The organism is Streptomyces sp. NBC_01294, assembly GCF_035917235.1.
GTDB lineage: Bacteria > Actinomycetota > Actinomycetes > Streptomycetales > Streptomycetaceae > Streptomyces > Streptomyces caledonius.
Genome location: NZ_CP108423.1, coordinates 7225961 through 7249771, shown reverse-complemented (window position 1 = coordinate 7249771; position 23811 = coordinate 7225961). Strand labels below are relative to the sequence as shown.

At 72.9% G+C, this 23811-nt stretch carries 23 protein-coding genes and 1 pseudogene; 13 read left to right on the top strand and 11 right to left on the bottom strand.

Annotated elements, in window-relative coordinates:
- Positions 1 to 67: 67 nt before the first annotated feature.
- A complete protein-coding gene (locus OG534_RS32805; protein WP_326592916.1) occupies positions 68 to 991 on the top strand; it encodes an acyl-CoA thioesterase in 924 nt (307 codons plus the stop codon).
- An 8-nt stretch (positions 992 to 999) separates the two neighbouring features.
- Entirely contained in the window at positions 1000 to 1401 is a 402-nt protein-coding gene (locus OG534_RS32800; protein ID WP_326592915.1) for a YchJ family protein, read from the top strand.
- Here OG534_RS32800 and OG534_RS32795 read toward each other — a convergent pair.
- Entirely contained in the window at positions 1365 to 2228 is an 864-nt protein-coding gene (locus OG534_RS32795; RefSeq protein WP_326592913.1) for a DUF6397 family protein, read from the bottom strand. The two genes, OG534_RS32800 and OG534_RS32795, sit on opposite strands and share 37 nt — an antisense overlap.
- Positions 2229 to 2347: 119 nt before the next feature.
- The gene (locus OG534_RS32790) at positions 2348 to 2746 is read right to left on the bottom strand and encodes a roadblock/LC7 domain-containing protein (protein WP_326592912.1); all 399 of its coding nucleotides are present in this window, start codon (positions 2744 to 2746) and stop codon (positions 2348 to 2350) included.
- Between the two features lie 106 nt (positions 2747 to 2852).
- Here OG534_RS32790 and OG534_RS32785 point away from each other — a divergent pair, with 106 nt between their 5' ends.
- A complete protein-coding gene (locus OG534_RS32785) occupies positions 2853 to 3290 on the top strand; it encodes a PPOX class F420-dependent oxidoreductase (protein WP_326592910.1) in 438 nt (145 codons plus the stop codon).
- Positions 3291 to 3373: 83 nt separating this feature from the next.
- On the opposite strand, the gene OG534_RS32780 is transcribed toward OG534_RS32785, so the two are convergent.
- The 5 genes from OG534_RS32780 to OG534_RS32760 form a co-directional block, all read right to left on the bottom strand.
- Complete coding sequence (locus OG534_RS32780; protein ID WP_326592908.1) at positions 3374 to 4099, bottom strand: GTP-binding protein; 726 nt, start codon at positions 4097 to 4099, stop codon at positions 3374 to 3376.
- A complete protein-coding gene (locus OG534_RS32775; RefSeq protein WP_326592907.1) occupies positions 4099 to 4479 on the bottom strand; it encodes a DUF742 domain-containing protein in 381 nt (126 codons plus the stop codon). The genes OG534_RS32780 and OG534_RS32775 overlap by 1 nt, the downstream gene beginning before the upstream one ends.
- A gap of 16 nt (positions 4480 to 4495) precedes the next feature.
- Entirely contained in the window at positions 4496 to 4939 is a 444-nt protein-coding gene (locus OG534_RS32770; protein ID WP_326592906.1) for a roadblock/LC7 domain-containing protein, read from the bottom strand.
- Positions 4939 to 7506, bottom strand: a complete 2568-nt coding sequence (locus OG534_RS32765; protein ID WP_326592904.1) for a sensor histidine kinase — start codon at positions 7504 to 7506, stop codon at positions 4939 to 4941. Before OG534_RS32765 ends, OG534_RS32770 begins: the two co-directional genes overlap by 1 nt.
- A 271-nt stretch (positions 7507 to 7777) precedes the next feature.
- Positions 7778 to 8557, bottom strand: coding sequence for an MHYT domain-containing protein (locus OG534_RS32760; RefSeq protein ID WP_326593980.1), 780 nt, complete (start codon positions 8555 to 8557; stop codon positions 7778 to 7780).
- A 177-nt stretch (positions 8558 to 8734) separates the two neighbouring features.
- On the opposite strand from OG534_RS32760, the gene OG534_RS32755 reads away from it, so the two are divergent.
- Complete coding sequence (locus tag OG534_RS32755) at positions 8735 to 9334, top strand: class I SAM-dependent methyltransferase (RefSeq protein WP_326592903.1); 600 nt, start codon at positions 8735 to 8737, stop codon at positions 9332 to 9334.
- A gap of 51 nt (positions 9335 to 9385) precedes the next feature.
- Here OG534_RS32755 and OG534_RS32750 read toward each other — a convergent pair whose 3' ends face one another.
- Entirely contained in the window at positions 9386 to 10300 is a 915-nt protein-coding gene (locus OG534_RS32750; protein ID WP_326592901.1) for an oxygenase MpaB family protein, read from the bottom strand.
- Between the two features lie 135 nt (positions 10301 to 10435).
- On the opposite strand from OG534_RS32750, the gene OG534_RS32745 reads away from it, so the two are divergent.
- On the top strand, positions 10436 to 11215 hold the full coding sequence (locus tag OG534_RS32745; RefSeq protein ID WP_326592900.1) for a hypothetical protein: 780 nt from the start codon (positions 10436 to 10438) through the stop codon (positions 11213 to 11215).
- Between the two features lie 219 nt (positions 11216 to 11434).
- Positions 11435 to 12433: a polyprenyl synthetase family protein gene (locus OG534_RS32740; RefSeq protein WP_326592899.1), complete on the top strand. Its 999-nt coding sequence runs from the start codon at positions 11435 to 11437 to the stop codon at positions 12431 to 12433.
- Positions 12434 to 12560: 127 nt separating this feature from the next.
- On the opposite strand, the gene OG534_RS32735 is transcribed toward OG534_RS32740, so the two are convergent.
- Positions 12561 to 12743: a hypothetical protein gene (locus OG534_RS32735; RefSeq protein WP_189967292.1), complete on the bottom strand. Its 183-nt coding sequence runs from the start codon at positions 12741 to 12743 to the stop codon at positions 12561 to 12563.
- 190 nt (positions 12744 to 12933) lie between these two features.
- Between OG534_RS32735 and OG534_RS32730 the strand changes: the two genes are divergently transcribed.
- From OG534_RS32730 to OG534_RS32720, 3 genes are all read left to right on the top strand, one after another.
- A complete protein-coding gene (locus tag OG534_RS32730; RefSeq protein ID WP_326592896.1) occupies positions 12934 to 15957 on the top strand; it encodes a DEAD/DEAH box helicase in 3024 nt (1007 codons plus the stop codon).
- Positions 15958 to 15960: 3 nt separating this feature from the next.
- Positions 15961 to 17250 carry an SWF or SNF family helicase gene (locus OG534_RS32725; protein ID WP_326592895.1) on the top strand — a complete coding sequence of 430 codons (1290 nt, stop codon included), beginning with the start codon at positions 15961 to 15963 and terminating at the stop codon, positions 17248 to 17250.
- Positions 17251 to 17432: 182 nt separating this feature from the next.
- Complete coding sequence (locus tag OG534_RS32720; RefSeq protein WP_326586481.1) at positions 17433 to 18386, top strand: IS481 family transposase; 954 nt, start codon at positions 17433 to 17435, stop codon at positions 18384 to 18386.
- Positions 18387 to 18546: 160 nt separating this feature from the next.
- Here OG534_RS32720 and OG534_RS32715 read toward each other — a convergent pair whose 3' ends face one another.
- Positions 18547 to 18984, bottom strand: coding sequence for a hypothetical protein (locus OG534_RS32715; protein WP_326592894.1), 438 nt, complete (start codon positions 18982 to 18984; stop codon positions 18547 to 18549).
- Between the two features lie 201 nt (positions 18985 to 19185).
- Here OG534_RS32715 and OG534_RS32710 point away from each other — a divergent pair, with 201 nt between their 5' ends.
- Both OG534_RS32710 and exaC read left to right on the top strand, forming a co-directional pair.
- The gene (locus tag OG534_RS32710; protein WP_326592893.1) at positions 19186 to 20577 is read left to right on the top strand and encodes a GAF domain-containing protein; all 1392 of its coding nucleotides are present in this window, start codon (positions 19186 to 19188) and stop codon (positions 20575 to 20577) included.
- 55 nt (positions 20578 to 20632) lie between these two features.
- Positions 20633 to 22156: an acetaldehyde dehydrogenase ExaC gene (gene exaC, locus OG534_RS32705; protein ID WP_326592891.1), complete on the top strand. Its 1524-nt coding sequence runs from the start codon at positions 20633 to 20635 to the stop codon at positions 22154 to 22156.
- Between the two features lie 488 nt (positions 22157 to 22644).
- On the opposite strand, the gene OG534_RS32700 is transcribed toward exaC, so the two are convergent.
- The gene (locus OG534_RS32700) at positions 22645 to 22929 is read right to left on the bottom strand and encodes a hypothetical protein (RefSeq protein ID WP_326592889.1); all 285 of its coding nucleotides are present in this window, start codon (positions 22927 to 22929) and stop codon (positions 22645 to 22647) included.
- Between the two features lie 6 nt (positions 22930 to 22935).
- Here OG534_RS32700 and OG534_RS32695 point away from each other — a divergent pair.
- Together OG534_RS32695 and OG534_RS32690 are read left to right on the top strand one after the other, a co-directional pair.
- Positions 22936 to 23127 (top strand): annotated as a pseudogene (locus tag OG534_RS32695) (MerR family DNA-binding transcriptional regulator); the annotation flags it as partial.
- A 248-nt stretch (positions 23128 to 23375) separates the two neighbouring features.
- Positions 23376 to 23714, top strand: a complete 339-nt coding sequence (locus OG534_RS32690) for a MerR family transcriptional regulator (RefSeq protein WP_326594056.1) — start codon at positions 23376 to 23378, stop codon at positions 23712 to 23714.
- Positions 23715 to 23811 lie beyond the last annotated feature (97 nt).

The window sequence follows — 23811 nt, the reverse complement described above, 5'->3', positions numbered from 1 at the left end:
ACCCGCCTGCCCCGCCGACTCCTGTTTCCCGCCGGCCCCGCCCGGACCTGACAGTGGAGATCCTCTGATGACGAACCCCGCCGAGAGACTGGTTGATCTGCTCGATCTGGAGCAGATCGAGGTCAACATCTTCCGCGGCGTCAGCCCGCAGGAGTCCCTCCAGCGCGTCTTCGGCGGGCAGGTCGCCGGCCAGGCGCTGGTGGCCGCGGGCCGCACCGTCGAGAACGCCCGCCCGGTCCACTCGCTCCACTCGTACTTCCTGCGCCCCGGCATCCCCGGGGTGCCGATCGTGTACCAGGTGGAGCGGGTGCGCGACGGGCGGTCCTTCACCACGCGCCGGGTCACCGCGGTCCAGCAGGGCAAGACGATCTTCAATCTCACCGCCTCCTTCCACCATCCGGAGGAGGGCGGCATCGAGCACCAGCTCCCTCCTCACCACTACCCCCACCCGGACACGCTCCCCAAGGTGGCGGACGAGATCCGCGAGCACCTCGGGGCGCTCCCGGAGGCGCTGGAGCGGATGGCCCGCCGCCAGCCCTTCGACATCCGGTACGTGAACCGGCTCCGCTGGACTCCCGAGGAGCTCAAGGGCGCCGACCCCCGCAGCGCGGTGTGGATGCGCGCGGTCGGCCCGCTGGGCGACGACCCGCTCGTGCACACCTGCGCCCTCACCTACGCCAGTGACATGACCCTCCTCGATGCCGTGCGCATCCCCGTGGAACCCCTCTGGGGCATGCGCGGTTTCGACATGGCCTCACTGGACCACGCCATGTGGTTCCACCGGCCCTTCCGGGCGGACGAGTGGTTCCTGTACGACCAGGAGTCACCCATCGCGCACGGCGGCCGGGGTCTGGCCCGGGGCCGCATCTACGACGTGGAGGGCAGGATGCTGGTCTCCGTGGTCCAGGAAGGCCTCTTCCGTCCGTACGCCGCCAAGCCGTCCGGCCCGGCCCGGCCAGCCCCGCAGTCCGAGCCCGCCCCGAAGAACTGAGCACGCCCATGCCCACTCCCGCCCTCCCCTGCCCCTGCGGGCTGCCCGCCGCCTACCCGGAGTGCTGCGGCCGCTTCCACTCCGGTGCTCAGCAGGCACCCACCGCCGAGCGGCTGATGCGCTCCCGGTTCAGCGCCTTCGCCGTCGGCGACACCGCCTACCTGTTGCGCTCCTGGCACCCCTCGACCCGTCCGGCCCAGCTCGACCTGGATCCCGGGCAGCGCTGGGAGCGGCTGGAGATCCTCGCCACCGAGCGCGGCGGGATGTTCGAGACGGAGGGCTCGGTGGAGTTCCGCGCCCATTACCGCGAGGGCCGGCACACCGGCTCACTGCACGAGCACAGCAGCTTCTCCCGCGAGGCCGGGGCCTGGGTCTACGTCGGCCCCCTCTCCCCCGTCGACTTCGACTGACCGCGCGCCCCCGTCAGGGCGAAGTCCAGGCTGGTGCGGTACCAGTGGACCTCCTCCGGCGGCCCGGCCTTCAGCAGGCTCAGCGCCACCGCCGCGGCCGCCGGCACCTGCGGATGCCCGTACGGCGGGGGCGGGGCGAGCGCGGCCAGCACGATCCGTTCCGCCGGGTCGGGCACGGCCTCCCACAGCTCCTCCTCGGGGAGCACTGAGGCCAGTACGGCGGCGAGCTCCCAGGGGTCTGCGGTCCGTCTCAGCAGGAGCCCCACATGCCGCCCGCGCCACCTGCGCGGGCGCAGATCCACCCTGGCGGCCATCAGTTCCCGGTCCTCCGGGGGCGCGATCCCGCGCAGCATCCCGGGCTCCCGTGCGGCGAACCCCCGCAGCTCCGCGGCCAGATAGAGCCAGACCACGGCCCGGTAGCGGTTGATCCGGTAGCCGACCGGGGTGACGTGCCCGCAGCGGGCGAGCCGGGTGAAACGGGTCGGTCCGACCCCCAGCACCTCGGCCGCGGCCTGCGCCCCGGCCACCGCCTCGACCCGCGCGCGCAGAGCGCCCGGCGGGCTCTCGGCCGACCTGACCCGGTCCAGCTCGGCCCGTGCGTACCGCGCGGCCCCGCCGACCGCCGGCGGCCCGGCTCGGACGATCCCCAACTGGACCGCCCTGGCGAACTCGCTGCGGCTCAGGCCCAGTTCACCGGCGGCCTGCACACCGCCCACCAGCTTGTCCGCGGCGCCTTCGCCTCCACATTCACACGCGGTACCGACGGTCGCGGCCCCCTCCGCGCACGCGGCCACATCGTCCCGCAGTGCGGTCCCCATCTGCATCATCACGATCCTCCCCCACGAGCAGTGATTACTCTGTGTGAAGACCGTAACTCAACGCAACGGCACCCCGCGAGGCCTGTGGATAACTCCCCACCCGCCGCGGCCCGATGGCCCCGCCGGGCTCAGCCGCCGGTGATGCGCCGCTCCGCGACCCCCAGGTGCTCGCCCACCCGGTTGACCAGCAGCGTCATCTCGTACGCGACCTGGCCGATGTCCGCCTCGGCAGCACTCAGCACGCACAGGCAGCTGCCCGCGCCCGCCCCCATCACGAAGAGCACGCCCTCGTCGTACTCGACCATCGTCTGCCGGACCTCACCGGCCCGAAAGTGCCGTCCCGACCCCTTCGCCAGGCTCTGCAGACCGGCGGCGACGGCCGCCAGGTGCTCCGCGTCCTCCCGCGCCAATCCCGCGCTCGCCCCCGTGACCAGGCCGTCGTTGGACAGCACCACCGCGTGCCGCACCTGCTGGACCCTGCGCGTCAGGTCGTCGAGCAGCCAGTCCAGTTGCTTGTCCAGTGCCATTCCCAGCCCCTCCCCGTTGACGCGGCCCGAATGGCTGCGCCCCACCCCGCATACTCGTCCCGCAAGCCTTCCCCACCAGCTCCTTTCCGGCAAGGAGGATGTCCTCATGGCGAAGAAGATGACTCAAGAGGAATGGCGGGCATTCGCCTCCCATTCCACCCGCACCGGGAAGCTCTCCACCGTCCGCAAGGACGGAAGCCCGCACATCGCTCCCATCTGGTTCGCACTCGACGGCGATTCGTTCGTCTTCACCACCGGCAAGGACACCGTCAAGGGACGCAACCTCGCCCGTGACGGACGGGTCGCGCTCTGCGTGGACGACGACCGGCCGCCGTTCTCCTACGTCGTGTTCCAAGGCCGTGCCGAGGTCAGCGAGTACGCCGACGCAGCGGACGAGTTGCTCACCTGGGCGACCCGGATCGGCGCCCGCTACATGGGCGAGGAGCGCGCGCAGGCCTTCGGCCGCCGCAATGCCGTCCCGGGCGAACTCCTCGTCCGGGTCCCGATCGACCACGTGATCGCCATCGCCGGGGTGGCGGACTGACCGACGGACCGGCGGATCGGCGGATCGGCGGATCCACCGACCGACGGATCGGCACCCCTTGACCGAACCCGGGCCGGGCCCGTTCACACGGAATCGGCCTGCGGCTCCACCGAGTCCAGCAGCCGGGCGGTGTGCACCCGCCCGGCGTACTCGACCAGCCTGATGAGCACTTCCTTCCCCGAGTCCTTGTCCCGCGCGTCACACAGCACCACCGGCGTCCCCTGGTCCAGGTCCAACGCCCGCGACACGTCGTGCGCCCCGTACCGCCGCGCGTTCGTGAAGCAGTTGACGGCCACCACGAACGGGATGCGCCGGTGCTCGAAGTAGTCGACCGCCGGGAAGCAGTCCTCCAGCCGCCGCGTGTCGGCGAGCACCACCGCGCCGAGCGCGCCCTGCGACAGCTCGTCCCACAGGAACCAGAACCGGTCCTGCCCCGGAGTGCCGAACAGATACAGGGACAACCCCGACCGGATGGTGATCCGCCCGAAGTCCATGGCCACGGTCGTGGTCGTCTTCTGGTCCACGCCACCCGTGTCGTCGACCAGTTCACCCGCCTCGCTGAGCAGTTCCTCGGTCCGCAGCGGCCTGATCTCGCTCACCGCGCCCACCAGCGTCGTCTTGCCGACCCCGAAGCCGCCCGCCACCAGGATCTTCAGCGAGAGGGCGGCCAGTTCGGCGTCCTCCTCGGGACCGGGGTCCGGATCCGGATCCGGGCTCCGGTCCTGATCCGGATCCGGGCCCCGGTCCGTGCCCGCGTCCGCACCCGCGCCCCAGGGCGCTCCGGCAGGTCGGTCGTCATGCTGTCCCATCAAAGCGCTCGCAATCCCTCGATGACTTCACGCAGAATCCGTTCGTCCGGCAGCTGTGCGGGCGGTACCGGCCGGCTGACCTTGACGTGCCCGCCCTCCAGCAGGTCTCCGAGGAGCACCCGCACCACTCCCACGGGCAGGTCGGCGTCGGCGGCGAGTTCCGCCACCGACTGGGTCTCGGACCGGCAGAGTCCGAGCAGGGTCCGGTGTTCGGGGCCGAGCAGCGACTCGGCCGCCTCGTCCGGGCCCGCCGGGTCCACCGCGACCAGCGCGATCAGGTCGAAGCGGACCCCGTGGGGTCCCGGCTTCGTACGCCCGCCGGTCATCGCGTACGGACGGACGAGCGGGCCCGCGTCGGCGTCGTACCACTGACCGTTCATGCCGGACCGCCCGCCCTCAGCCGGCGGCCGGCGGCCGCGCCGCGAACCGGGGCGGGGTGTAGAGGTGCTCGCCGACCCGCTTCACGAGCCGGGCCATCTCGTAGGCGATCAGGCCGATGTCAGCGCTGGCGGCGCTGAGCACGGCCAGGCAGGAGCCGTCTCCGGCGGCCGCGACGAAGAGGAAGCCCTCGTCCATCTCGACCATCGTCTGGCGCACGCCCCCGGCGTGGAAGTGCCGGCCCGCGCCCTTGGCCAGGCTGTGGAAGCCGGAGGCGACCGCCGCCAAGTGCTCGGCGTCCTCCCGGCTGAGCGCGCTGGAGGCCCCGACCGCCAGACCGTCGTTGGAGAGGACGACGGCGTGCCGGACCTCGCGTACCCGGTGCACCAGGTCGTCGAGGAGCCAGTCCAGGTCACCGGACCTGCGGATGCCGTCGAGGCCGATCCTCTGGTGTTCGATCATCACACTTCTCCTTCGCTGCCTGCGTGGGGGGAGTTCTCCTGGGCACCGCGGACCCAGCCGGCCCGGTAGGCCGCCATCCGGTCCCTGGCCTGCTCGGGGCTGCGGCCGGGCGGTTCCTCGGGGAGGCGGGAGCCGGCCGGTTCCTTCGGGGCGGGGGCCTCCCGCAGCTGCGGGACGAGGCTGGCCTGGCGCACCCGGCGCGGCAGCTCCGTCACCGAGGCCGCGGGGGGTGCGGCCGACTGGTTGCGGGCGCCCGCGCCGCCGGGAGCGCGCGGGCGCAGCGACGCCACCGGGGCGGGGCGCGGCTCCTCGGGTGCGGGGGTCCGCTCCGGGGCCGGGATGCCGCGCGGGGCCTCCCGTACCGGCGGGGTGTGCGCGTCCTCCCGTACGACGGTCATGGCGGGCGGCTGCTCCGCCCTCGCGGACGGCTTCGGGACTGCGGCCGGCGCGGAGACCGCGGCCGGGGGCTCCGGGGCGGGCGCCCGGTCGGTGTCGCGGCCAAGGCCGGGGGCGGGGGCGCCGGCCGTGAGGGCGCCCTGGAGCATGGAGTTCGGCAGGAGCACCACCGCGGTGGTGCCGCCGTAGGGCGACGTGCGCAGGTGCACCTTCACTCCGTGGCGGGCCGCGAGGCGGCTGACCACGAAGAGCCCGAGCCGGTCGCTGTCGAAGAGGTCGAGCGCCTCGGACTGCTCGATGCGCCGGTTGGCGTCGTTCAGGGATTCGCGGCCCATGCCGAGGCCGCGGTCCTCGACCTCCAGGACGTAACCGGCCCCGACGGGTTCGCCACTGACCCGGACCTTGGTGTGCGGCGGGGAGAACTGGGCTGCGTTCTCGATGAGTTCGGCGAGCAGGTGGGTGAGGTCGGCGACGGCGCCGCCGACCACGGCGGCCTCGGCGAGCTGGCGGACCTCGATGCGGGGGTAGTCCTCGATCTCCGAGACGGCGGCCCGTACGACGTTCGTGAGGGGTACCGGCATCCGCCAGGCCCGGCCCGGGGCGGCGCCCGACAGGATGATCAGACTTTCCGCGTGCCGGCGCATCCGGGTCGTCAGGTGGTCGAGGCGGAAAAGGTCGCCGAGCTCGTTCGGGTCGTCGGCGCGCCGCTCCATCGAGTCGAGCAGGGTGAGCTGCTTGTGCACGAGCACCTGGCTGCGGCGGGCGAGGTTGACGAAGACGCCGGAGACGCCGCTGGCGAGTTCCGCGCGTTCAACGGCGGCGCTGAGCGCGGCCCGGTGGACGGTGCCGAGCGCCTCGCCGACCTGGGTGATCTCGTCGTCGGCCGGCGGCCCGAGCGGGGTCTCGGCGGTGACATCGATGTCCTCGCCGGCGCGCAGCCGTTCCATCGCGTGCGGGAGCTTGCGGTGGGCGATCTCCAGGGCGGTGTTGCGCAGCGAGACGAGTTCGACGACCAGCGCGCGGCCGATCCGCACGGAGATGACGAGCGAGGCGGCGACGGCCGCCAGGCCCAGCAGTACGGCGGCTCCGGCCGGGCTGAGCGCCCCTTCGCGGACCGGATCGGCCCGATCGGCGGCCGCGGCGTGCGCCGCCGCCTCGACCTCCCGCATCGAGGCGGCGATCCCGGTGTGGGCGGCCTCCCAGCCTGCGGGCGCTCCGCGGCTCTCCTTGGAGGTGCCCGCGGCCAGCGCCCGATCCTCAGCACCGGTGAGGTCCGCGTAGGCGGCGCTCTTGGCGACGGACTGCCAGGCGGCCTGCTGGGCGGCGGGAAGGTCGCGGGCCGCGGTGTCGGTCAGGGCGCGGCGGGACTCGATGTTGCCGGTCAGCTGCCGAAGCGTTTCGGCGCTGCGCGGGCCCGGAGCGGCGAGCAGCGCGTCCTCGCGGGACAGCAGTTCCCCGGCTCGGGCGAATTCGAGCAGGACCCGGGCGTCGGGGCCGAGTTCGGCCCTATCGCCGCCGGTGAGGGCGCCGCCGACGGCGAAGGCGGAGTCGACCACGCGGTTGTAGATCGCGTAGGCCGCCTCGGGGGTGGCGCGGCGGTCGGTGATGTCCTTGCGGGCCGAGCCCAGGGCTTCGGCCGCGGCGACGAACGCGCCGAGGCGGACCACGATGTCCGAGCGGTAGTCGCCGGAGTCGGCGACCGTGTGGCGGTCGCCCATCCGCAGCCGCTGGACGGCGGTGTCGGTGCGGCGGGCCTGCTGGTCCAGGGCTCCCGGGTCGGCGGCGGGGTCGGCCAGGAGGCGGACGGCGGCCCGGCGCTCGGCCTGGAGCTCGGTGACGGCGGCGGCGACGGGGGTGTGTATCTCGGCGTCGGCCTGTTGGACGCGGCTGAGCCGGGCTATGTCCTGGGCGGTGTTGACGGTGGCGAAGGCCCAGAGGGCGAGGAGCGAGACGACCGGGACCATCAGCAGCGAGACGATCTTCGCGCGGACGGTGGCGGGGCGCAGCCGCAGCCGGGGGCCGCGCTCGCGCGCGGCGGCCGGGAGGGGCGGGTGGGCCTCCGGCGCCGCGGGTTCCTCGGCCGGCGGCCCGGCGTGGGCCCGGCGGCCGCGTGCCGGGGGCGCGGGCAGCCGCGGCGCCGCTGCTTCCGGTTTTCTGCGGGGTGTTCGCATGGGCTCCTCGTTCCGGGGCGTGCCTACGGGTGCGGTCGTACGTGCGGGCATGTGGGGGGGTGGCGGTCGGGCGGCGGGCCCGTCGTGCGGTGAGAGGTCGGGGGGCGGCCGATCGGGCGGGGGACGGTTGGCGGTTGTCCGGGGTGGGCGACGGTGCGGGTGCGGGGGCGCGGTCCGTACGGAGGGCGCGGTCCGTACGGAGGGCACGGTCCGTACGGAGGGCACGGTCCGTGCGGCTGCGCGGCGGTGCGGTGCCGCGCGACCGGACCGCTCAGCCTGCGGCCACCGCGTGGTCCCCCAGGTGCTGGGCGGAAGCGGAGGCTGCACGCTCGTCGGCCGTCGGGGAGAGCGCGACGAAGGCGGCAGTGATGAACAGGTAGGAGCCCAGCCCGACGGCGAGCGGGAAGATGAACTGCATGGCCGTGGCGCCGGGCAGGGCGGTGTCCGAGGGGCTGACGCTGACGGCGACGGCCATCATCCCGGTGTAGTGCATGCTGCTGACGGCGGCGCCCATGACGAGCGAGGCGATGGCGACGGCCACCGGTGACTTGATGTTGAGCGCGGCCCACAGGGCGGCGGTGGCCGCGACCACGGCGATGGCGACGGAGAGCCCGACGGTGAGCGGATCGTAGGAGACGTCACCGTGCAGGCGCAGGGCCGCCATGCCCAGGTAGTGCATGCTGGCGACGCCGAGTCCGGTGGTGAGCCCGCCCAGTACGAGGGAGCGGCCGCGGTCCTTGCCGTAGCCGACGGCGAAGACTCCCGCGCCGACGACCAGCATGGCGACGAGCAGGCTGAGGATGGTCAGCGGCACGTTGTAGTGGATCTCGGTGCCCGTGACCTCGAAGCCGAGCATCGCGACGAAGTGCATGGTCCAGATGCCGGTGCCGATGGCGGAGGCCGCGGTGAGGAGCCAGTTGCGGCGGGAGGCTCCGGTGGCGGCGAGCGCGCGGACGGTGCAGCGCAGCCCGAGGGCGGCGCCGATCGATGCCATCACGTATGACAGCACGGGTGTCAGCCAGCCGTATGCGGCGTGGTCCAGATGTCCCAGGTGTCCCATGGCCACGGGACGCTAGTCCGGGTGAGGGCGCGAACAGGGGGCGCATTTCGAAAGCAGCTGGAACTGCTGGAATATGACAGAGCTACGTTCTTCTTCGATCACACCACGTGCCACCTTGCACACGGTCCGCAGGGACACGGGCGTGCGCCGGTGGGGGATCATGGGCGCATGAGCGAAGACCACACGCACGTGCAGGAGTTCTTCGGGGCGCGCGCCGCCGACTGGGACCGCAAGTTCCCGGGGGACGGGCCCGCCTTCGCCACCGCCGTGGCCGAGTTCGGGCTGCGGCCCGGCGACCGTGTGCTCGACGCGGGCTGCGGCACCGGGCGCGCCCTGACCGCGCTGCGCGCCGCCGTCGGGCCCGCGGGGACCGTGCTCGGCGCGGACCTCACCCCGCAGATGCTGGCCGCCGCGCAGCGGGCCGGGCGGGCCGCCGAGGGCACCCTGCTGCTCGCCGACGTGGCCCGGCTGCCGCTGCGGGACGGGGCGCTGGACGCGGTGTTCGCGGCCGGGCTCATCGCCCACCTGCCCGACCCGGCGGCGAACCTGCGCGAACTCGCCCGGGTGGTCCGCCCCGGCGGCCGGCTCGCCCTCTTTCACCCGATCGGGCGAGCGGCACTCGCCGCGCGCCACGGCCGCGAGCTGACCCCCGAGGACATGCGGGCCGAGCACAACCTCGGCCCGCTGCTGACCGGTTCGGGCTGGGACATGACCTCGTACGCCGACGAGGACGAGCGCTTCCTGGTACTGGCCGTACGCCGCCCCTGACAAGCGCCTGTACGTCGGCCCCGCGCCCGGGATCCGCGGACGCGCCCGGGATCACGCCGGAGGCTGGGCCTCCGCTCCGGCGGGCCGGCGGGGATGCGGGACCGGGCAGCCGCCCGCGCCGGGGACCGGGAACGTGCCGAGCTCGCCCACGTCGTAGCCGTCGGGGTAGCCCTTGATCTCCGGGTTCTGGCGGGCGTAGTGCGGAGCCCGGCGGGGAGGCAGCAGCCGCACCGCGCGGCCGCGCAGCCGCAGGGCTCCCCTGACCAGCCGCCGGACCTCGGGGCGCGGGGACGCGTACCGGAAGGCACCCAGCAGCGCCTCGTCGAGCAGGGCGAGGCTCGCGCCGCGCACGGCCGGGGCGAGCGGCGCCGGGTACCACGAGGCCATCAGGTCGAGGGTGGAGTCGGCGACCGTGCGGGCGCCCTCGTCCCAGCCGAAGTGGACCTCCTCGTAGGTGTCCAGGGTGGCTTCGAACCCCTCGAAGGAGTCCGGGATGTCCGTGATGCCCATGTGTCGGCCGAGGGTGGCGTAGTAGTTCGCGCAGGCCCGGCGCTCATGGTGGGTCAGCGGGCGCCAGCCGTAGGCGTCCAGCCAGCGGGACGGGATCACCACAAAAGTGCACAGGACGTACCGCATGTCCTCGTTGGAGATGTCGTAGCTGCGGTGCATCTGGTTGACGCGGCGGATCGCGGTGCGCGCGGTGTCGCTCTCGAAGCCGTGCTCGACGACCGCGTCGAGGAGCAGGGCGGTGTCGTCGTAGCGCTTCTGGGTCCGGTCGGTGAACTCGGCCGTCTCGGCCAGCAGGCCACCGATGCTCGGGACGGCGTAGGTCCGGAACAGGGCGAGTTCCAGGGCTCGGGTGAAGTCCCAGGGGAACTCGTAGGCGGCGGTGAGCCGGTAGATGGCGAGGAAGTCCTTGTCGGGGTCGAGACGGAGGATCTCCCTCAGCCGGTCGTAACGCTGCACCGGGTGTCCCTTTCTGTGGCGGGTTCCCAACTCTACGTGCAGGTAGCGGCCTTGGAAATCGTGGCCCGCAAGGCCTCGACGGGCGGGTTACCCGCTGGTTAAGGTGCGCCGACGAGAGAGCTACCAGGAGGCCAGGTGTCCGACGACGAGGGTGGCGGCTCGCTGTACGTGCTGACCGCCGTGCTGCTGACCCCCGCGCAGTTCCCCAGCATCCTGGGCGACGATTTCCCCGAGGCCTGCTCCCTGCTGGGCGTGCCGCCCAACGGGGACGGGTACGGGCTGGTGCTGGGCCAGGACGAGGAGGGCGCGCGCTGGACGGTCGTCGTGGACGACGTCTCGCTCGTGGCCACGGCCATCGCCTCCTGGGACTGCGGGATGGAATACGACCTGTCCCCCGACGAGCGGACGATCGTGGTCTCGCTGGCGGGCTGGCCGCTGGAGTTGTCGGTGGCCGCGCCGGGGATCCCGCACCCGCACGATCCGGAGCAGGGCGCGGACGGCACGGGGCGGGTGCCGCTGGCGCCGCCGTCGGCGGAGACGTGGGGTCCGGTGCAGCGTCGGATGGGTGCGGACCAGATCGCGCGGGAGTGGAGCGACTGGCGCGAGCGCGTGGCCACGGACGGCGGCGCGGCGGCCGCCGCGCACCCCGGGCTCGCACGGGCGCTGGAGGAGGCCTCGGCGTACACGCGGAACCCGCCACCGCCCGGCCGGGTCCGGTCCTCCTTCGCCGACGAGGGGGCCCGGACGCTGCGGGTGGACGGGCCGGGCTGGTCACTGGTGGCCCGTACCGGCGGGGCGGCCTTCGTCCTGCTCGACGAGGAGCCGGGCGAGGTGCTTCCGGTTCCCGAGGACGGGGATACCGAGCTGCCGCAGCTGCTGGCGGCGCTCGACCGCGTCGCGGTCCGCCCGGCCTGAGCACGAGCGACACGAGGCGGGGAGCCGTTCGGGGCGCCCGGAATGCGCGTACCGCCGGTACGGGCAGCACCCATGATCGAAAACAATCAGCCAAGGGGGCTGGAAATCGCTCTGGATCCCCTCCGTCCGGAATGATCGAATCGGCCAGTCACGGGCTCAAAGGGTGTGCACACCACACCCCTTGAGCTCATTCCACGACGGAGGCCACTCTTGAATTCCATGTCGTACCTGGACTTGCACCGGGCAGTCGCGCAGGACATCGATGCGGAGATCGAAACCGCCCTGGAGCGGCTCGGCCCGCCGGCCGGCACGACCAAGAGCATCGTGGCCAAGCTCTTGGAGCAACGGAAACTGAGACATCCCCTCTCCGTCCTGCCGCTGCTCACACACGCCATCGAGACGGGCCGCCCCGGGCCGGCCGTTCCGCTGTCCGCCGTCCACCTGCTGTGGTGGACCTCGGCCTGCTATCTCGACGACCTGGCCGATGCCAACGGCGCTTCCATCTCAGGCGAACTCACCGAGAACGAAGCACTGCTCGCATCCGTCATCACCGGAAACGCGCTCCCCATTCAGATCATCCTGGCGCAAGATCTTCCGGATTCGGTGCGCAGCGCGCTGATAACCGAGTTCCTGAACGGCTGGATCATAGGCGTCGACGGCCAGACGGTCGACATGCGCGGGGACATCGCCGGCGCCTCGCGGAAATCGGTGATCGAGACGTACCGCGGCAAATCCGGTGCTCCGTTCGGAATGATCACGGCCATGGCCGCGGTGTTCTCCGGAACGACGGCCGCCAAGGTGGACCTGTGGCGTGAATTCGGCTACGTCTTCGGCATCCTGTGGCAGATCTTCAACGACCAGGAGGACATCCTGTCCGGTCGTGACGAGGACCTGCTCAACGGCACGGTGACCTATCTCCTCGCCTCCGTCGTCGAGGACGCCTCTCCCGATGTCAGGGACCACATCCTGGGCCTGTGCGCCGACGCCGGACGTTCCGACCAGGCGAGAGCGGAACTGGCGGGTCTTCTCCGCACCCCCCTCGCCCTCGACCGGTACCGGGCGGAGATCGACGGCTTCCGCGCCGAGGCGTACCGCATCCTGGACGAGATCGGCGGCGACGAGTTCTACTCGCCGGTGCTCCGCCGACTCGTGGACCACGCGTCCCAGATGCTGCTCGAAGCGGAACTCGCCCCGGCCGCGGTGAGCGGCGCCGCCTGACCCCCGGCCGCCCGGGCGGGAGATGCACGCGACGTGCACGAGACACCCGCCCCGCGGCCACGACTGCCGGGCTCCGCGCACGATCCGGAGCCCGGCCACCCGCCGGACGGCTACGCCCCGGCCGCCGTCAGCGGCCTATCTGCTTCCTGGACATCCCCCGCAGACGACGCCGCTGGGAGGAGTCCAACAGGAGGTAGGCAGCGGCCGGCACGCCGATCAGGACCAGCAGCCCCGCCCAGAACCCCACCGCCCAGAACAACACGATGGCTGCCACGACTCCGGCAACCGCGACCTTTCCGCTCGTGGACATCTGCGGACACCTCCTTCTGTCGTCGACTACTACCCCCCTCAACGCGCCGCCACGACCCCGCGTTCCCCGACACCCGAACGGCCTTCGAAATGGCCCGGGCCACGGCCAGGCGGCCCAGCCCCCACCGCCGGGCACCTTCGGTGGGGTACGCTCGGCCGCCTCGTACCCGGTAGTCAAGTTTGAGGAATGCGTGCGCGCCGAGATTTCCGCCCTCATCCACCGCTCCGCCGTCTTCCTGCCCGCCGACCCGGCCCGCAGCGGCCGGATCGCCTTCTGGCCGGCGGACGGCGAGACCCCCGGCTCCGACGCGGGCGCCGGCGCAGACGCCCGCACTGCCACCGGTGCGGGTGCCGGTGCCACTGCGGGTGCCGGTGCCGGCAGGCTTGAGGAACTCGCCGTCATCACCCCCGACTTGCGACGGACCACGGTGACCGCGCTCGTGCTGCCCGTGGACGAGGCCCTGCCCCTCCTCACGCGCGCCCGCGCCGCCACAGCCGAGGCACAGACACCGGCACAGGCACAGGCACAGGCCGCGGCCGACGGGACCGATGGCTCCGCCACGGCGTTCTGGGGCGCCGCCGCGCTGCTGGCCCTGCGCTTCGCCGCGCAAGGGCAGCTCCTGCCCGGCCTGAGCCCCGCCGGCCACGACGCCTGGCGGATCGGGCCCCTGGAGGCCGCCGACCTCGACGCGGTCCGGGAACTGGCCGCCGCCATGCCTCCCGGCGCCCACTGCGTACCGCTGAACGCGGACGGGCCGCCCCGGCTGCCCGCCCCGGAGCCGCTGCTGCGCGCCTTCCTCGACGCCGTCGCCGACGCCCTGCCCCGCTCCCCCGCCGCCCCCGCCGCGGCCGGCGGGCCCGCCTTCGCCGCCCGCCCGCCGCGGCTCCACCCCGAGCTGCGCGACTGGGCCGCCGAAGTGGCCGCCGGCCACGACGCCGGCGTGCGGATCTCCCTGCGGATCGAGGTCGACGCCCCCGACCCGGCTGCCGGCCAGGCTGCCGGCCAGGCCCTCGGCGACGCCCCGGGTCAGGCCCGGAGCGAGGCCTCCGATGCCGCCGCGTCCTTCCGGGCCGTCCTCCAGATGCACAGCCGGGCCGACGCCGCCCTGGTCGCCGACGCCGCCGACGTCTGGGCCGGTTCCGGAGCCGCCGCGGCCGCGTTCCCGCCCGGCGCCCGCCTGGACGTCCTGCGCGCGCTGCGCCGCGCCGCCCGGCTGTGGCCCCCGCTCGCCCCGCTGCTGGGCGCCGCCGTCCCGGACGCCGTCGCCCTGGCCAACGAGGAGGTCACGGAGCTGCTCGGCGAAGCCGCCGCCGCCCTCGCTGCCGACGGGGTCCAGGTGCACTGGCCGCGCGGGCTCGTCCGCAACCTCAACGCCCGCGCGGTCGTCGGCTCTCCCGATGCCACCGGGACCGGACTCCCCTCCGGCCTGCTGTCCCCCGACGCCCTGCTCTCCTTCAGCTGGCACCACGCCCTCGGTGACCAGGGCGATCTCACGCGGGCCGAGCTCGACCGGCTCGCCGAGGCCAAGCGCCCCTTGGTCCGGCTGCGCGACCAGTGGGTCCTGATCGATCCGGCCGAGGCCCGCCGGGCCCGCACCCGCCAGGACCGCGAGGTCACGGCCGCGGACGCGCTGGCCGCCGTACTCACCGGGTCGGCGGAGATCGACGGCAGGCGGGTCGACGTGGAGGCGACCGGTCCGATGGAGCGGTTGCGTGCCCTGCTCGCCGCCGATCCGCAGGAGGCCGACGGCCCCGGCGCACCGCCGGAGCTGCGGGCCACCCTGCGCGACTACCAGCTGCGGGGCCTGCGCTGGCTGGCCCGGATGACCTCGCTCGGCCTCGGCGCCTGCCTCGCCGACGACATGGGCCTCGGCAAGACCGTCACCCTGATCGCGCTGCACCTGCACCGCGCCCGCCAGGACCCCGGCGCCGGACCCACCCTGGTCGTGTGCCCGGCCTCGCTGCTGGGCAACTGGCAGCGGGAGATCGAGAAGTTCGCGCCCGGCACGCCCGTACGCCGCTTCCACGGTCCCTGCCGCAGTCTCGCCGGCCTCGCGCCTTCCGGCGGGGGCTTCGTCCTCACCACGTACGGCACGATGCGGCTGGACGCGCCCGAACTCGCCGCCGTCGGCTGGGGCATGGTCGTGGCCGACGAGGCCCAGCACGTCAAGAACCCGCGTTCCTCCACCGCCAAGGCCCTGCGCACCCTCCCGGCCCCGGCTCGCGTGGCGCTGACGGGCACGCCCGTCGAGAACAACCTCTCCGAACTGTGGGCCGTCCTCGACTGGACCACACCCGGCATCCTGGGCCGCCTCGGCACCTTCCGCACCCGCTACGCCGAACCCGTCGAGAGCGGCCGCGACCCGCAGGCGGCGGCCCGGCTGGGGGCCCTCGTACGGCCGTTCCTGCTGCGCCGCAAGAAGTCCGACCCCGGCATCGCGCCCGAGCTGCCGCCCAAGACCGAGACCGACCACACCGTCACGCTCAGCCGTGAACAGACCGCGCTCTACGAGGCCGTCGTCCGCGAGACCCTCGCCGCGATCTCGGAGGCGGACGGGATGGAGCGGCGCGGCCTGGTGGTCAAGCTGCTGACCTCGCTCAAGCAGATCTGCAACCACCCGGCCCACTACCTGCGCGAGCACAGCCCGGGCGAACGCGGCGCCCGGGACACCTCCGGCGGCCGCTCCGGGAAGCTGGAGCTCCTCGACGAACTCCTCGACACGATCCTCGCCGAGGACGGCTCGGTCCTCGTCTTCACCCAGTACGTGGCGATGGCCAGAATCCTGGAGCGGCACCTCGCCGGGCGCGGGATCGCCTCGCAGCTGCTGCACGGCGGGACGCCCGTGCCGCGCCGCGAGGAGCTCGTCGACCGCTTCCAGGCCGGTGAGGTCCCGGTCTTCCTGCTGTCCCTGAAGGCGGCGGGCACCGGGCTGAACCTCACCCGGGCCGGCCACGTCATCCACTTCGACCGCTGGTGGAACCCCGCCGTCGAGGAGCAGGCCACCGACCGCGCCTACCGCATCGGCCAGACCCAGCCCGTCCAGGTCCACCGGATCACCGCCGAGGGCACCGTAGAAGAGCGGATCGCGCGGCTCCTGGAGCGCAAGCGGGCCCTCGCCGACGCCGTCCTCGCGGGCGGCGAGGCGGCCCTGACCGAACTGACCGATGCCGAACTGGCCGAGCTGGTGGCGCTGCGCCCGGCCCGCGGGGAGTGAGCGATGAGCACCCGGGACCCGTACGAGAAGACCTTCCCCGCCCTTGCGCCCGCGCCCGGCCGCGGCTTCGCCCGCACCTGGTGGGGCCACGCCTGGCTGCGCTCCCTGGAGGACAGCGCGCTCGACGGGGAGCAGGTCAGGCAGGGCCGGAAGTACGCGCGCTCGGGCGCGGTCGGCGCGGTCTCGGTGCGCCCCGGCGGGCTCACGGCGGTGGTCCGCGACCGGGACGGGACGGCGCACCGTACGGACGTGCTGGTGCAGGAGTTCACGGAGACCGAGTGGGACCGGCTGCTGGGCCTGGCGGCCGCCGAGTCGGGCTACATCGCGGCGCTGCTGGACCGGGAGGTGCCGCCGGAGCTGGCGGAGGACGCGGCGAACGCGGGGGTGGAGCTGCTGCCCGGCATAGGGGACCTCGATCCGCGCTGTGACTGCGGCGAGTGGGACCACTGCCCGCACACGGCCGCGCTCTGCTACCAGGTGGCGCGGCTGCTGGACCAGGACCCGTTCGTCCTGCTGCTCCTGCGCGGCCGGGGCGAACGGGAGCTGCTGGACGAGCTGGAGGCGCGCAGCACGGCGGAAGCGGAGGCTCCGCAGGTGTCCGCCGACGAGGGGGTGCCGGCGGTGGAGGTCTTCGCGGCGCGGGGCGTCCGGCCGCCGCTGCCCGCGCTGCCGCTGCTGCCGCAGGCGCCGGGCCAGCCGCCGACGCTGGACACCGAGCCGGAAGCGGAACCGGAACTCGATGTGGACGGGGTGGAGTTCCTGGCGCAGGCGGCCGCGGCGGAGGCGTACCGGCTGCTGGCGGAAGCGGTGGCTCCGGGCCACGCCGGTCGCGTCCCGGCGGCCCCGCTCACGGTGTCCGAAGACGCCGTACGCCTCACGGCCGAGGCCGATGACCTCCGGGTCCGTTCCCGCTTGGCGGCGGCTACCGGGCGCAGCCGGGCCGACATGGAGCGGGCCGTCCGCGCCTGGGGCTTCGGCGGGGCCCCTGGCCTCGCGGCGCTGGAGGACGACTGGACGCCGGACCGGACGACGCTGGCCCGCGCCCGGGCGGCACTGGCCGCGGCCTGGGCGGACGAGGAAGCGCCGGTGCTCCGCCGGGTCCGCGCCCGCTGGACGTCGCCGGACACCGACCGCCAGCTCCGGCTGGGGCGGGAGGGCCGCTGGTGGCCGTACCGCCGCGTGTCGGGCCACTGGATCCCTGCGGGCCCGTCGGCCCCGGACCCCGCCTCGGCCCTGACCACACCGGACCCGCTGGGCCCACCGGACCCGCCGGACCCGCACCCGGCGGGCTGACCGGCCGTAATTCTGTGGGGGGGGGCGGGGCAGAGTCGAAGCGGCTGCTCCCGGACGCCTAGGTGTAATGCCCCGGGAGGTTGTGGACGGGTGATGCAGGTCTCGGCTGGGGGATCTTGAACGGGTGAGGGCCTTCCGGGTTTGGTGTGGATTGCGACGTCTACACCGACCGGAAGGCCCTCATGCCCCACCGTAATGCACCCCTGACCGAGACCGGACGGCTGCGGCTTGCCCGCTGCGTGGTCGAGGACGGCTGGACCCACCGCCGGGCAGCCGAACGCTTCCAGGTCTCCCCGACGACCGCCCAGCGGTGGGCCGACCGCTACCGAACGCTCGGCGACGCGGGCATGCACGACCGGTCTTCCCGCCCGCACAACAGCCCGCGCCGGACCCCGACCCGCACCGAACGCCGGATCATCAAGGTCCGCGTCCTGCGCAGGTGGGGACCCGCCCGCATCGCCCACCTGCTCGGCCTGGTGCCCTCAACCGTGCACCGGGTGCTGACCCGGTTCGGCCTGGCCCGCCTGTCCCATCTGGACCGGGCCACCGGCCGCGTCATACGACGCTACGAACGACCCAAGCCCGGCGAACTCGTCCACGTCGACATCAAGAAGCTCGGCAACATCCCTGACGGCGGCGGCCACAGGGCTCTCGGCCGACAGGCAGGCCGCAAGACCAGGTCCGGCACGGGCTACAGCTACATCCACACCGCCGTCGACGACCACTCCCGCCTCGCCTACAGCGAGATCCTGGCCGACGAGAAGAAGGAGACCGCCGCCGGCTTCTGGACCCGGGCCCAGGCGTTCTTCACCGGCTGCGGGATCACCGTCGAACGCGTCCTGACCGACAACGGCGCCTGCTACAAGTCCCACGCCTGGCGCGACACCCTGGCGGCGGCCGGGATCACCCACAAGCGAACCCGGCCCTACCGGCCCCAGACCAACGGCAAAGTCGAACGCCTCAACCGCACCCTGCTGGAGGAATGGGCCTATGCCCGCCCCTACCGGTCAGAGCAGGAACGACGCGACGCTTTCCCCGGCTGGCTGCACACCTACAATCACCACCGCGGACACACCGCGCTCGCAGGCAAACCACCCGCCAGCCGCGTCCCCAACCTCACAGGGCAATACACCTAGGGCGTATCTTCCGGATCTTGCCGGGCCCACGCTGCCCGGCACCGCACCCCGCCGCGTTGTCGGGACTCCCCAGTACGTCCAGTACGAGCGGAGCGCCTCCGCCTTGCGATGCACGGCACCGGACAACGCGGGCTCGGCCGACAAATCCGAAAAACACGCCCTAGGCGACCCAGCAGTACAGGCCGTGGTCCAGTTCTCCGGTTCGGCGGGCGAGGGCACCCAGAGCCGTCACCATCTCGCGGGCCACGTCGGGATCGATCACCTCGCCGTCCTCGGCGCGCAGGCCGGCCCACTGCACCGCCGTCTCCTGCAGCCGGGACGGTTCCGCCTCGGAGAGAGCGTCGACCAGGCGGTCGGACAGCGCGAAGACGACCGCACCCCCGTCATCGTCCGCTCCGGCGACGATGCGCGGTTCGCCTGCTTCCACGAGGTCGTCGACGCTGCCGTCGGAAAGGAAGCTCTCCCACTCGACCACGGCCTCTTCCAGGTCGAAGTTGCCGAAGCCGAGCGACGCGAAAGCGCGTCCCGGTCCGGTCTCGACGACGAGGGCGGCCGACGCATCGTCCGGTGCGGCGAAGAACGTCACGATGGTGCTCACCGCTGCATCATGCACGACCGCTCGGACCGGCTTCGCGCCGGCTGCCGACAACCATGCAGGCTCTCACCCTGCGGGAAGTTCTCGGCCGCGTTCCGGCGCGGGCCCGATCGCGTACTGGCCGACGTACCGCTTGCCGGGGTGTGGGGAGCGGGCCGACGATGGGGGCGCTGCGATGGGGCGGCGGTGGCACGGGAGGGTGACATGGGCGATCCGGCGGTGGCGCTGCCGGGCGGGGCCGATCCGGCCGCGCGCACGCGCGAACTGCGGTGGGCCCACGACGCGTTCACGCGGGACGGACGGGTCGAGGCGCCGGTCCGGGCCGTCATCGCGAAGTCCTGGCTGCGGTGCGCGCGCGCCCGGCTCAGCCCGGAGTGCGCACCGCGGGTGGAGCTTGCGGAGGCGGAGTTGCGGCCGTACCGCGAGGAGCATCCACTGGCCCCGGTGATGCCGCTGTTCCGGGACCTCGTCGGGGCGTTCGCCGCGCACGGGGCGCATCTGCTGGCGGTGTGCGACGCGCGGGGCAGTCTCCTGTGGGTGGAGGGCGAACCGGCCACCCTGCGACGGGCGGAGCGGCTCGGGTTCGTGCCGGGTGCGCGCTGGGCGGAGACGGCGATGGGGACCAACGCCCCCGGTACGGCGGTCGCGGTGGGGGAGCCCGTGCAGGTCTTCGGGGCCGAGCACTTCAGCCGCCGGGTGCACCCGTGGACCTGCGCGGCGGCCCCGGTACGGGATCCTCGGACCGGCAGGCTGCTCGGCGCGGTGGACATCACCGGCGGCGACGGCCTCGCTCACCCGCACTCGCTCGCCTTCGTACAGGCGGTGGCCCGGGCGGCGGAGGCCCAGTTGACCCTGCTCGACACCGGCGCCCCGGCTGCCGCGGACACCCTCACCGCCCTCGGCCAGGACGAGGCACTGCTGGTGACCGGCAGTCGCACGCTGCGGCTGGGCCGGCGGCACAGCGAGATCATGGCCCTGCTCGCACACCACCCCGAGGGCCTGTCGGGCGAGGAGCTGACCATCGCCCTGTACGAGGACGAGTCGGTGTCATCGGTCACGTTGCGCGCCGAGCTGTCCCGGCTGCGCACCCTGCTGGGGCCCTCGGCGCCGCTCTCCCGCCCCTACCGCACGGCCCGTCCGCTGGACGCGGATTTCACCGCCCTGACCCGGCAGTTGGCCGCCGGGGCCGTCTCCGCGGCCCTCCACCACTACGCCGGCCCCTTGCTGCCCGCCTCCACCGCACCCGGCATCGTCCGGCTGCGCCGCCGGATCGAGGACCAGGCGCGGGCGGCCGTGATCGCGCGGGCCGATGCCGGGCTGCTGACCGACTGGGTGTGCAGCCCGTGGGGTGCGGACGACGCGGAGGCGTGGCGGGCACTGGCGGCGGCGCTGCCGCCTGAGGGCCGGCCGGCCGCGCTGGCCCGCGTAGCCGCCCTGGACCGCGAGTTCGGCGTGCGGCAGGACGGAGTACGACCGGGCGACCTGCCACCGGACGGCGTACGACCGGACGGCGTACGACCGGTGGGCGTACCGTCGCGCGAATCGCTCCCGGGCCGTCGCGGGCGTGCAACCTCTCCGCAACCTGCGCGCTCCTAGCCTCCACCCGAGCGCCGTCCGACGGTGGCCGGCGCCCGGCAAAGGGGAGGACACCATGGCCCGTTACGCTGCGCCCGGTACCGAAGGGGCGCTCATGTCGTACGCGTCCCGCTACGACCACTTCATCGGCGGCGAGTACGCCCCGCCCGCCCGCGGCCGGTACTTCGAGAACCCCTCCCCCGTCACCGGCCGGCCCTTCACGGAGGTCGCACGCGGCACGGCCGAGGACGTGGAACGGGCGCTGGACGCGGCGCACGCGGCCGCACCCGCCTGGGGGCGGACCTCCGTCACCGAGCGGTCGTCGGTCCTGCTGCGCATCGCGGACCGCATGGAGCAGAACCTGGAGGCTCTCGCGGTCGCGGAGACCTGGGAGAACGGCAAGCCGGTACGGGAGACCCTGGCGGCCGACCTGCCCCTGGCCATCGACCAGTTCCGCTACTTCGCGGGGGCCCTGCGCGCGCAAGAGGGTGCTCTGAGCCAGATAGACGACGACACGGTCGCCTACCACTTCCACGAGCCGCTGGGTGTGGTCGGCCAGATCATCCCGTGGAACTTCCCGATCCTGATGGCGGTGTGGAAGCTGGCCCCGGCGCTGGCGGCCGGGAACACGGTGGTGCTGAAGCCGGCCGAGCAGACGCCGGCGTCGGTGCACTACTGGCTGAGCCTGGTCGCGGACCTGCTGCCGCCGGGCGTGGTGAACATCGTCAACGGCTTCGGGGAGGAGGCCGGCAAGCCGCTGGCCTCCAGCCCGCGCGTGGCGAAGATCGCCTTCACCGGCGAGACCGCCACCGGCCGGCTGATCATGCAGTACGCGGCCGAGCACCTGAAGCCGGTCACCCTGGAACTCGGCGGCAAGAGCCCGAACCTGTTCTTCGACGACATCTGGTCGACGGAGGACGACCTGCGCGACAAGGCCCTGGAGGGCTTCACCATGTTCGCCCTCAACCAGGGCGAGGTGTGCACGAGCCCGTCGCGCGCCCTGATCGAGCGGGGCCGGTACGGGGACTTCCTCGACGCAGCCGTGGCCCGCACCGAACTGATCGTGCCGGGGCACCCGTTGGACACGGACACGATGATCGGTGCCCAGGCCTCCGAGGAGCAGCTGAAGAAGATCCTGTCGTACGTGGAGATCGGCCAGAAGGAGGGCGCGAAGATCCTCACGGGCGGCGCGCGCATCGACCACGGCGGCGACCTGGCCGGCGGCTTCTACGTCCAGCCGACCATCTTCGAGGGCGACAACCGCATGCGGATCTTCCAGGAGGAGATCTTCGGCCCGGTGGTGTCCGTGACCTCCTTCCAGGACTTCGACGACGCGGTACGGATCGCCAACGACACGGCGTACGGCCTGGGCGCGGGCGTCTGGACAAGGGACATCAACACCGCCTACCGCGCGGGCCGCGCGATCCAGGCGGGCCGCGTCTGGACGAACTGCTACCACGCCTACCCGGCCCACGCGGCGTTCGGCGGCTACAAGCAGTCGGGCATCGGACGCGAGACCCACAAGATGATGCTGGAGCACTACCAGCAGACGAAGAACTTATTCGTAAGTTACTCAACAAACGGTATCGGCTTCTTCTAAGAAATTGAGAATGGCGCCTGACCTGCACAAACGCAAGCCCCAGACCCCGCCCTGCACCCTAGGGGAGGCATCGAAATTGGGGGATTCCAGAGCCAGCGCTCTCCAATCATCCTCACTTTACAGAGAAGATCCGGGCCATACATGGGCCAGAGCGGACTCCGGACCACCGCGGCTACCAGCAGACCCTGGCAGCCTTCGTAACAAGGCAGCTCACCACCCCCACCGTTAATAGCAGGGAAGGAGAGGTTGACCGCGCGTCCCGCCGTCGTCACGTTCTATGAGGGCACGGCCCGACTCCTCGTCCGGCGCGAAACCCTGGGGGAATACCGGAGCCGGGACATCGGCATCTGAGGCCACAGCCGGGCACGTTCGCCAGCTGCACTCCTCACTTCGTCATGGCGTGATGCTGGTCGACGTGGCCGCGGACGATCGCGACGCGCAGCCGTCCGAGCTGAGATCCAGCAGGTTTGCGGCGGCCGGGCGGATCGTCAGTCTTGACGGCCGCCCGGTCTCTGCAGCAGCCGGTCCAGCTCCGTCCCAGCCTCTTCGTATCCGGCATCGGAGATCCGTTGCAGCTCGCGCAGGTCACCGGCTGCGGCCGCGCGTCGCGTGAGCAGCAGCCCGGCGTGCATGGACCCCTCGTCCAGCAGCTCGCTCAGCTCCCGTATGTCGCCAGCCTCGTCCGCCAGGTCGGCCAACCGGTCCAGTGCGGTCTCGTTGCCCTCGTCGGCCAGCTCGCGCAGAGTCTCCCGATCAACATTCGTCTTGTCCATGACGCCATGCTGCAGCCCTGCCCCGGGGGCAAGGCCAAGTGGGACGATGGCCGGGTAATCACCATCGGACAGCTGGCCGGCTACATCGGAGTGTCGATCAAGACCGTCCGCGTCTACCACGACAAGGGACTGCTCCCCGAGCCCGACCGAGACGCGTCCGACTACCGGCGGTACGGTGCGAGCGACGCCGTCGCCTTGATCAAGATCCGGACACTCGCCGAAGCCGGTGTCCCTCTGGCTCGTATTCGCGATCTGAGGGCGTCGGGCGAGGAGGAACTCCGGCAGGCGTTGGGCGAAATCGACGACGAACTCGACGCTCGTATCCGCCGCCTGCAGGAAACACGGGCCCGTCTGCGCCGACTCGCCGCGGGACGTCTGGTGCCACTGCCCGACGAAGTCGCCTCCCATCTGGACGACCTGGCCCGTTGGGGTTCACGTCCAGATGGGTGGACCTGCAACGCGACCTGTGGATCCTCGTGTTCGCCACCCACCCGGACCGCGCGACCATGCTGTTTCACGACCAGGCCGACATCCTGGCCGACCCGACGCTACGGCAGCCCTTCCGCGCCTACGACCACGCGTACGACCTCGACGCCGACGACCCACGCCTCGAAGACCTCGCCCTCCGTATCGCCGAGGCGAACCGGAAGCGTTACGGGTCCGACGAGCTGCCCGGCCTGGATGCGGACTCTGAGATCCCCGACCTCATCCAGGGCACGGTCAACGCCGCATCCCCGGCATGGGAACGGCTCGACTCGCTCATCCGCGCCCAACTGAACGCATGACGAAAGCACCCTGGAGCGACCCGCGCGACGCGCGTCCCGACATGGCCGGCTGCGCCCCCAGGCACCCGTGAACGCGCCTCGCCGATCGCTGGCACCC

Excerpts from the sequence above, each read along its gene's own strand:
- OG534_RS32755 (WP_326592903.1), top strand. The coding sequence starts at position 8,735 with ATGAGCGAAGACCACACGCACGTGCAGGAGTTCTTCGGGGCGCGCGCC.
- exaC (WP_326592891.1), top strand. The coding sequence starts at position 20,633 with ATGGCCCGTTACGCTGCGCCCGGTACCGAAGGGGCGCTCATGTCGTAC.
- OG534_RS32740 (WP_326592899.1), top strand. The coding sequence starts at position 11,435 with ATGTCGTACCTGGACTTGCACCGGGCAGTCGCGCAGGACATCGATGCG.
- OG534_RS32765 (WP_326592904.1), bottom strand. The coding sequence starts at position 7,506 with ATGCGAACACCCCGCAGAAAACCGGAAGCAGCGGCGCCGCGGCTGCCC.
- OG534_RS32785 (WP_326592910.1), top strand. The coding sequence starts at position 2,853 with ATGGCGAAGAAGATGACTCAAGAGGAATGGCGGGCATTCGCCTCCCAT.
- OG534_RS32800 (WP_326592915.1), top strand. The coding sequence starts at position 1,000 with ATGCCCACTCCCGCCCTCCCCTGCCCCTGCGGGCTGCCCGCCGCCTAC.
- OG534_RS32700 (WP_326592889.1), bottom strand. The coding sequence starts at position 22,929 with ATGGACAAGACGAATGTTGATCGGGAGACTCTGCGCGAGCTGGCCGAC.
- OG534_RS32775 (WP_326592907.1), bottom strand. The coding sequence starts at position 4,479 with ATGAACGGTCAGTGGTACGACGCCGACGCGGGCCCGCTCGTCCGTCCG.
- OG534_RS32790 (WP_326592912.1), bottom strand. The coding sequence starts at position 2,746 with ATGGCACTGGACAAGCAACTGGACTGGCTGCTCGACGACCTGACGCGC.
- OG534_RS32725 (WP_326592895.1), top strand. The coding sequence starts at position 15,961 with ATGAGCACCCGGGACCCGTACGAGAAGACCTTCCCCGCCCTTGCGCCC.
- OG534_RS32805 (WP_326592916.1), top strand. The coding sequence starts at position 68 with ATGACGAACCCCGCCGAGAGACTGGTTGATCTGCTCGATCTGGAGCAG.
- OG534_RS32735 (WP_189967292.1), bottom strand. The coding sequence starts at position 12,743 with ATGTCCACGAGCGGAAAGGTCGCGGTTGCCGGAGTCGTGGCAGCCATC.
- OG534_RS32770 (WP_326592906.1), bottom strand. The coding sequence starts at position 4,939 with ATGATCGAACACCAGAGGATCGGCCTCGACGGCATCCGCAGGTCCGGT.
- OG534_RS32720 (WP_326586481.1), top strand. The coding sequence starts at position 17,433 with ATGCCCCACCGTAATGCACCCCTGACCGAGACCGGACGGCTGCGGCTT.
- OG534_RS32710 (WP_326592893.1), top strand. The coding sequence starts at position 19,186 with ATGGGCGATCCGGCGGTGGCGCTGCCGGGCGGGGCCGATCCGGCCGCG.
- OG534_RS32780 (WP_326592908.1), bottom strand. The coding sequence starts at position 4,099 with ATGGGACAGCATGACGACCGACCTGCCGGAGCGCCCTGGGGCGCGGGT.
- OG534_RS32795 (WP_326592913.1), bottom strand. The coding sequence starts at position 2,228 with ATGATGCAGATGGGGACCGCACTGCGGGACGATGTGGCCGCGTGCGCG.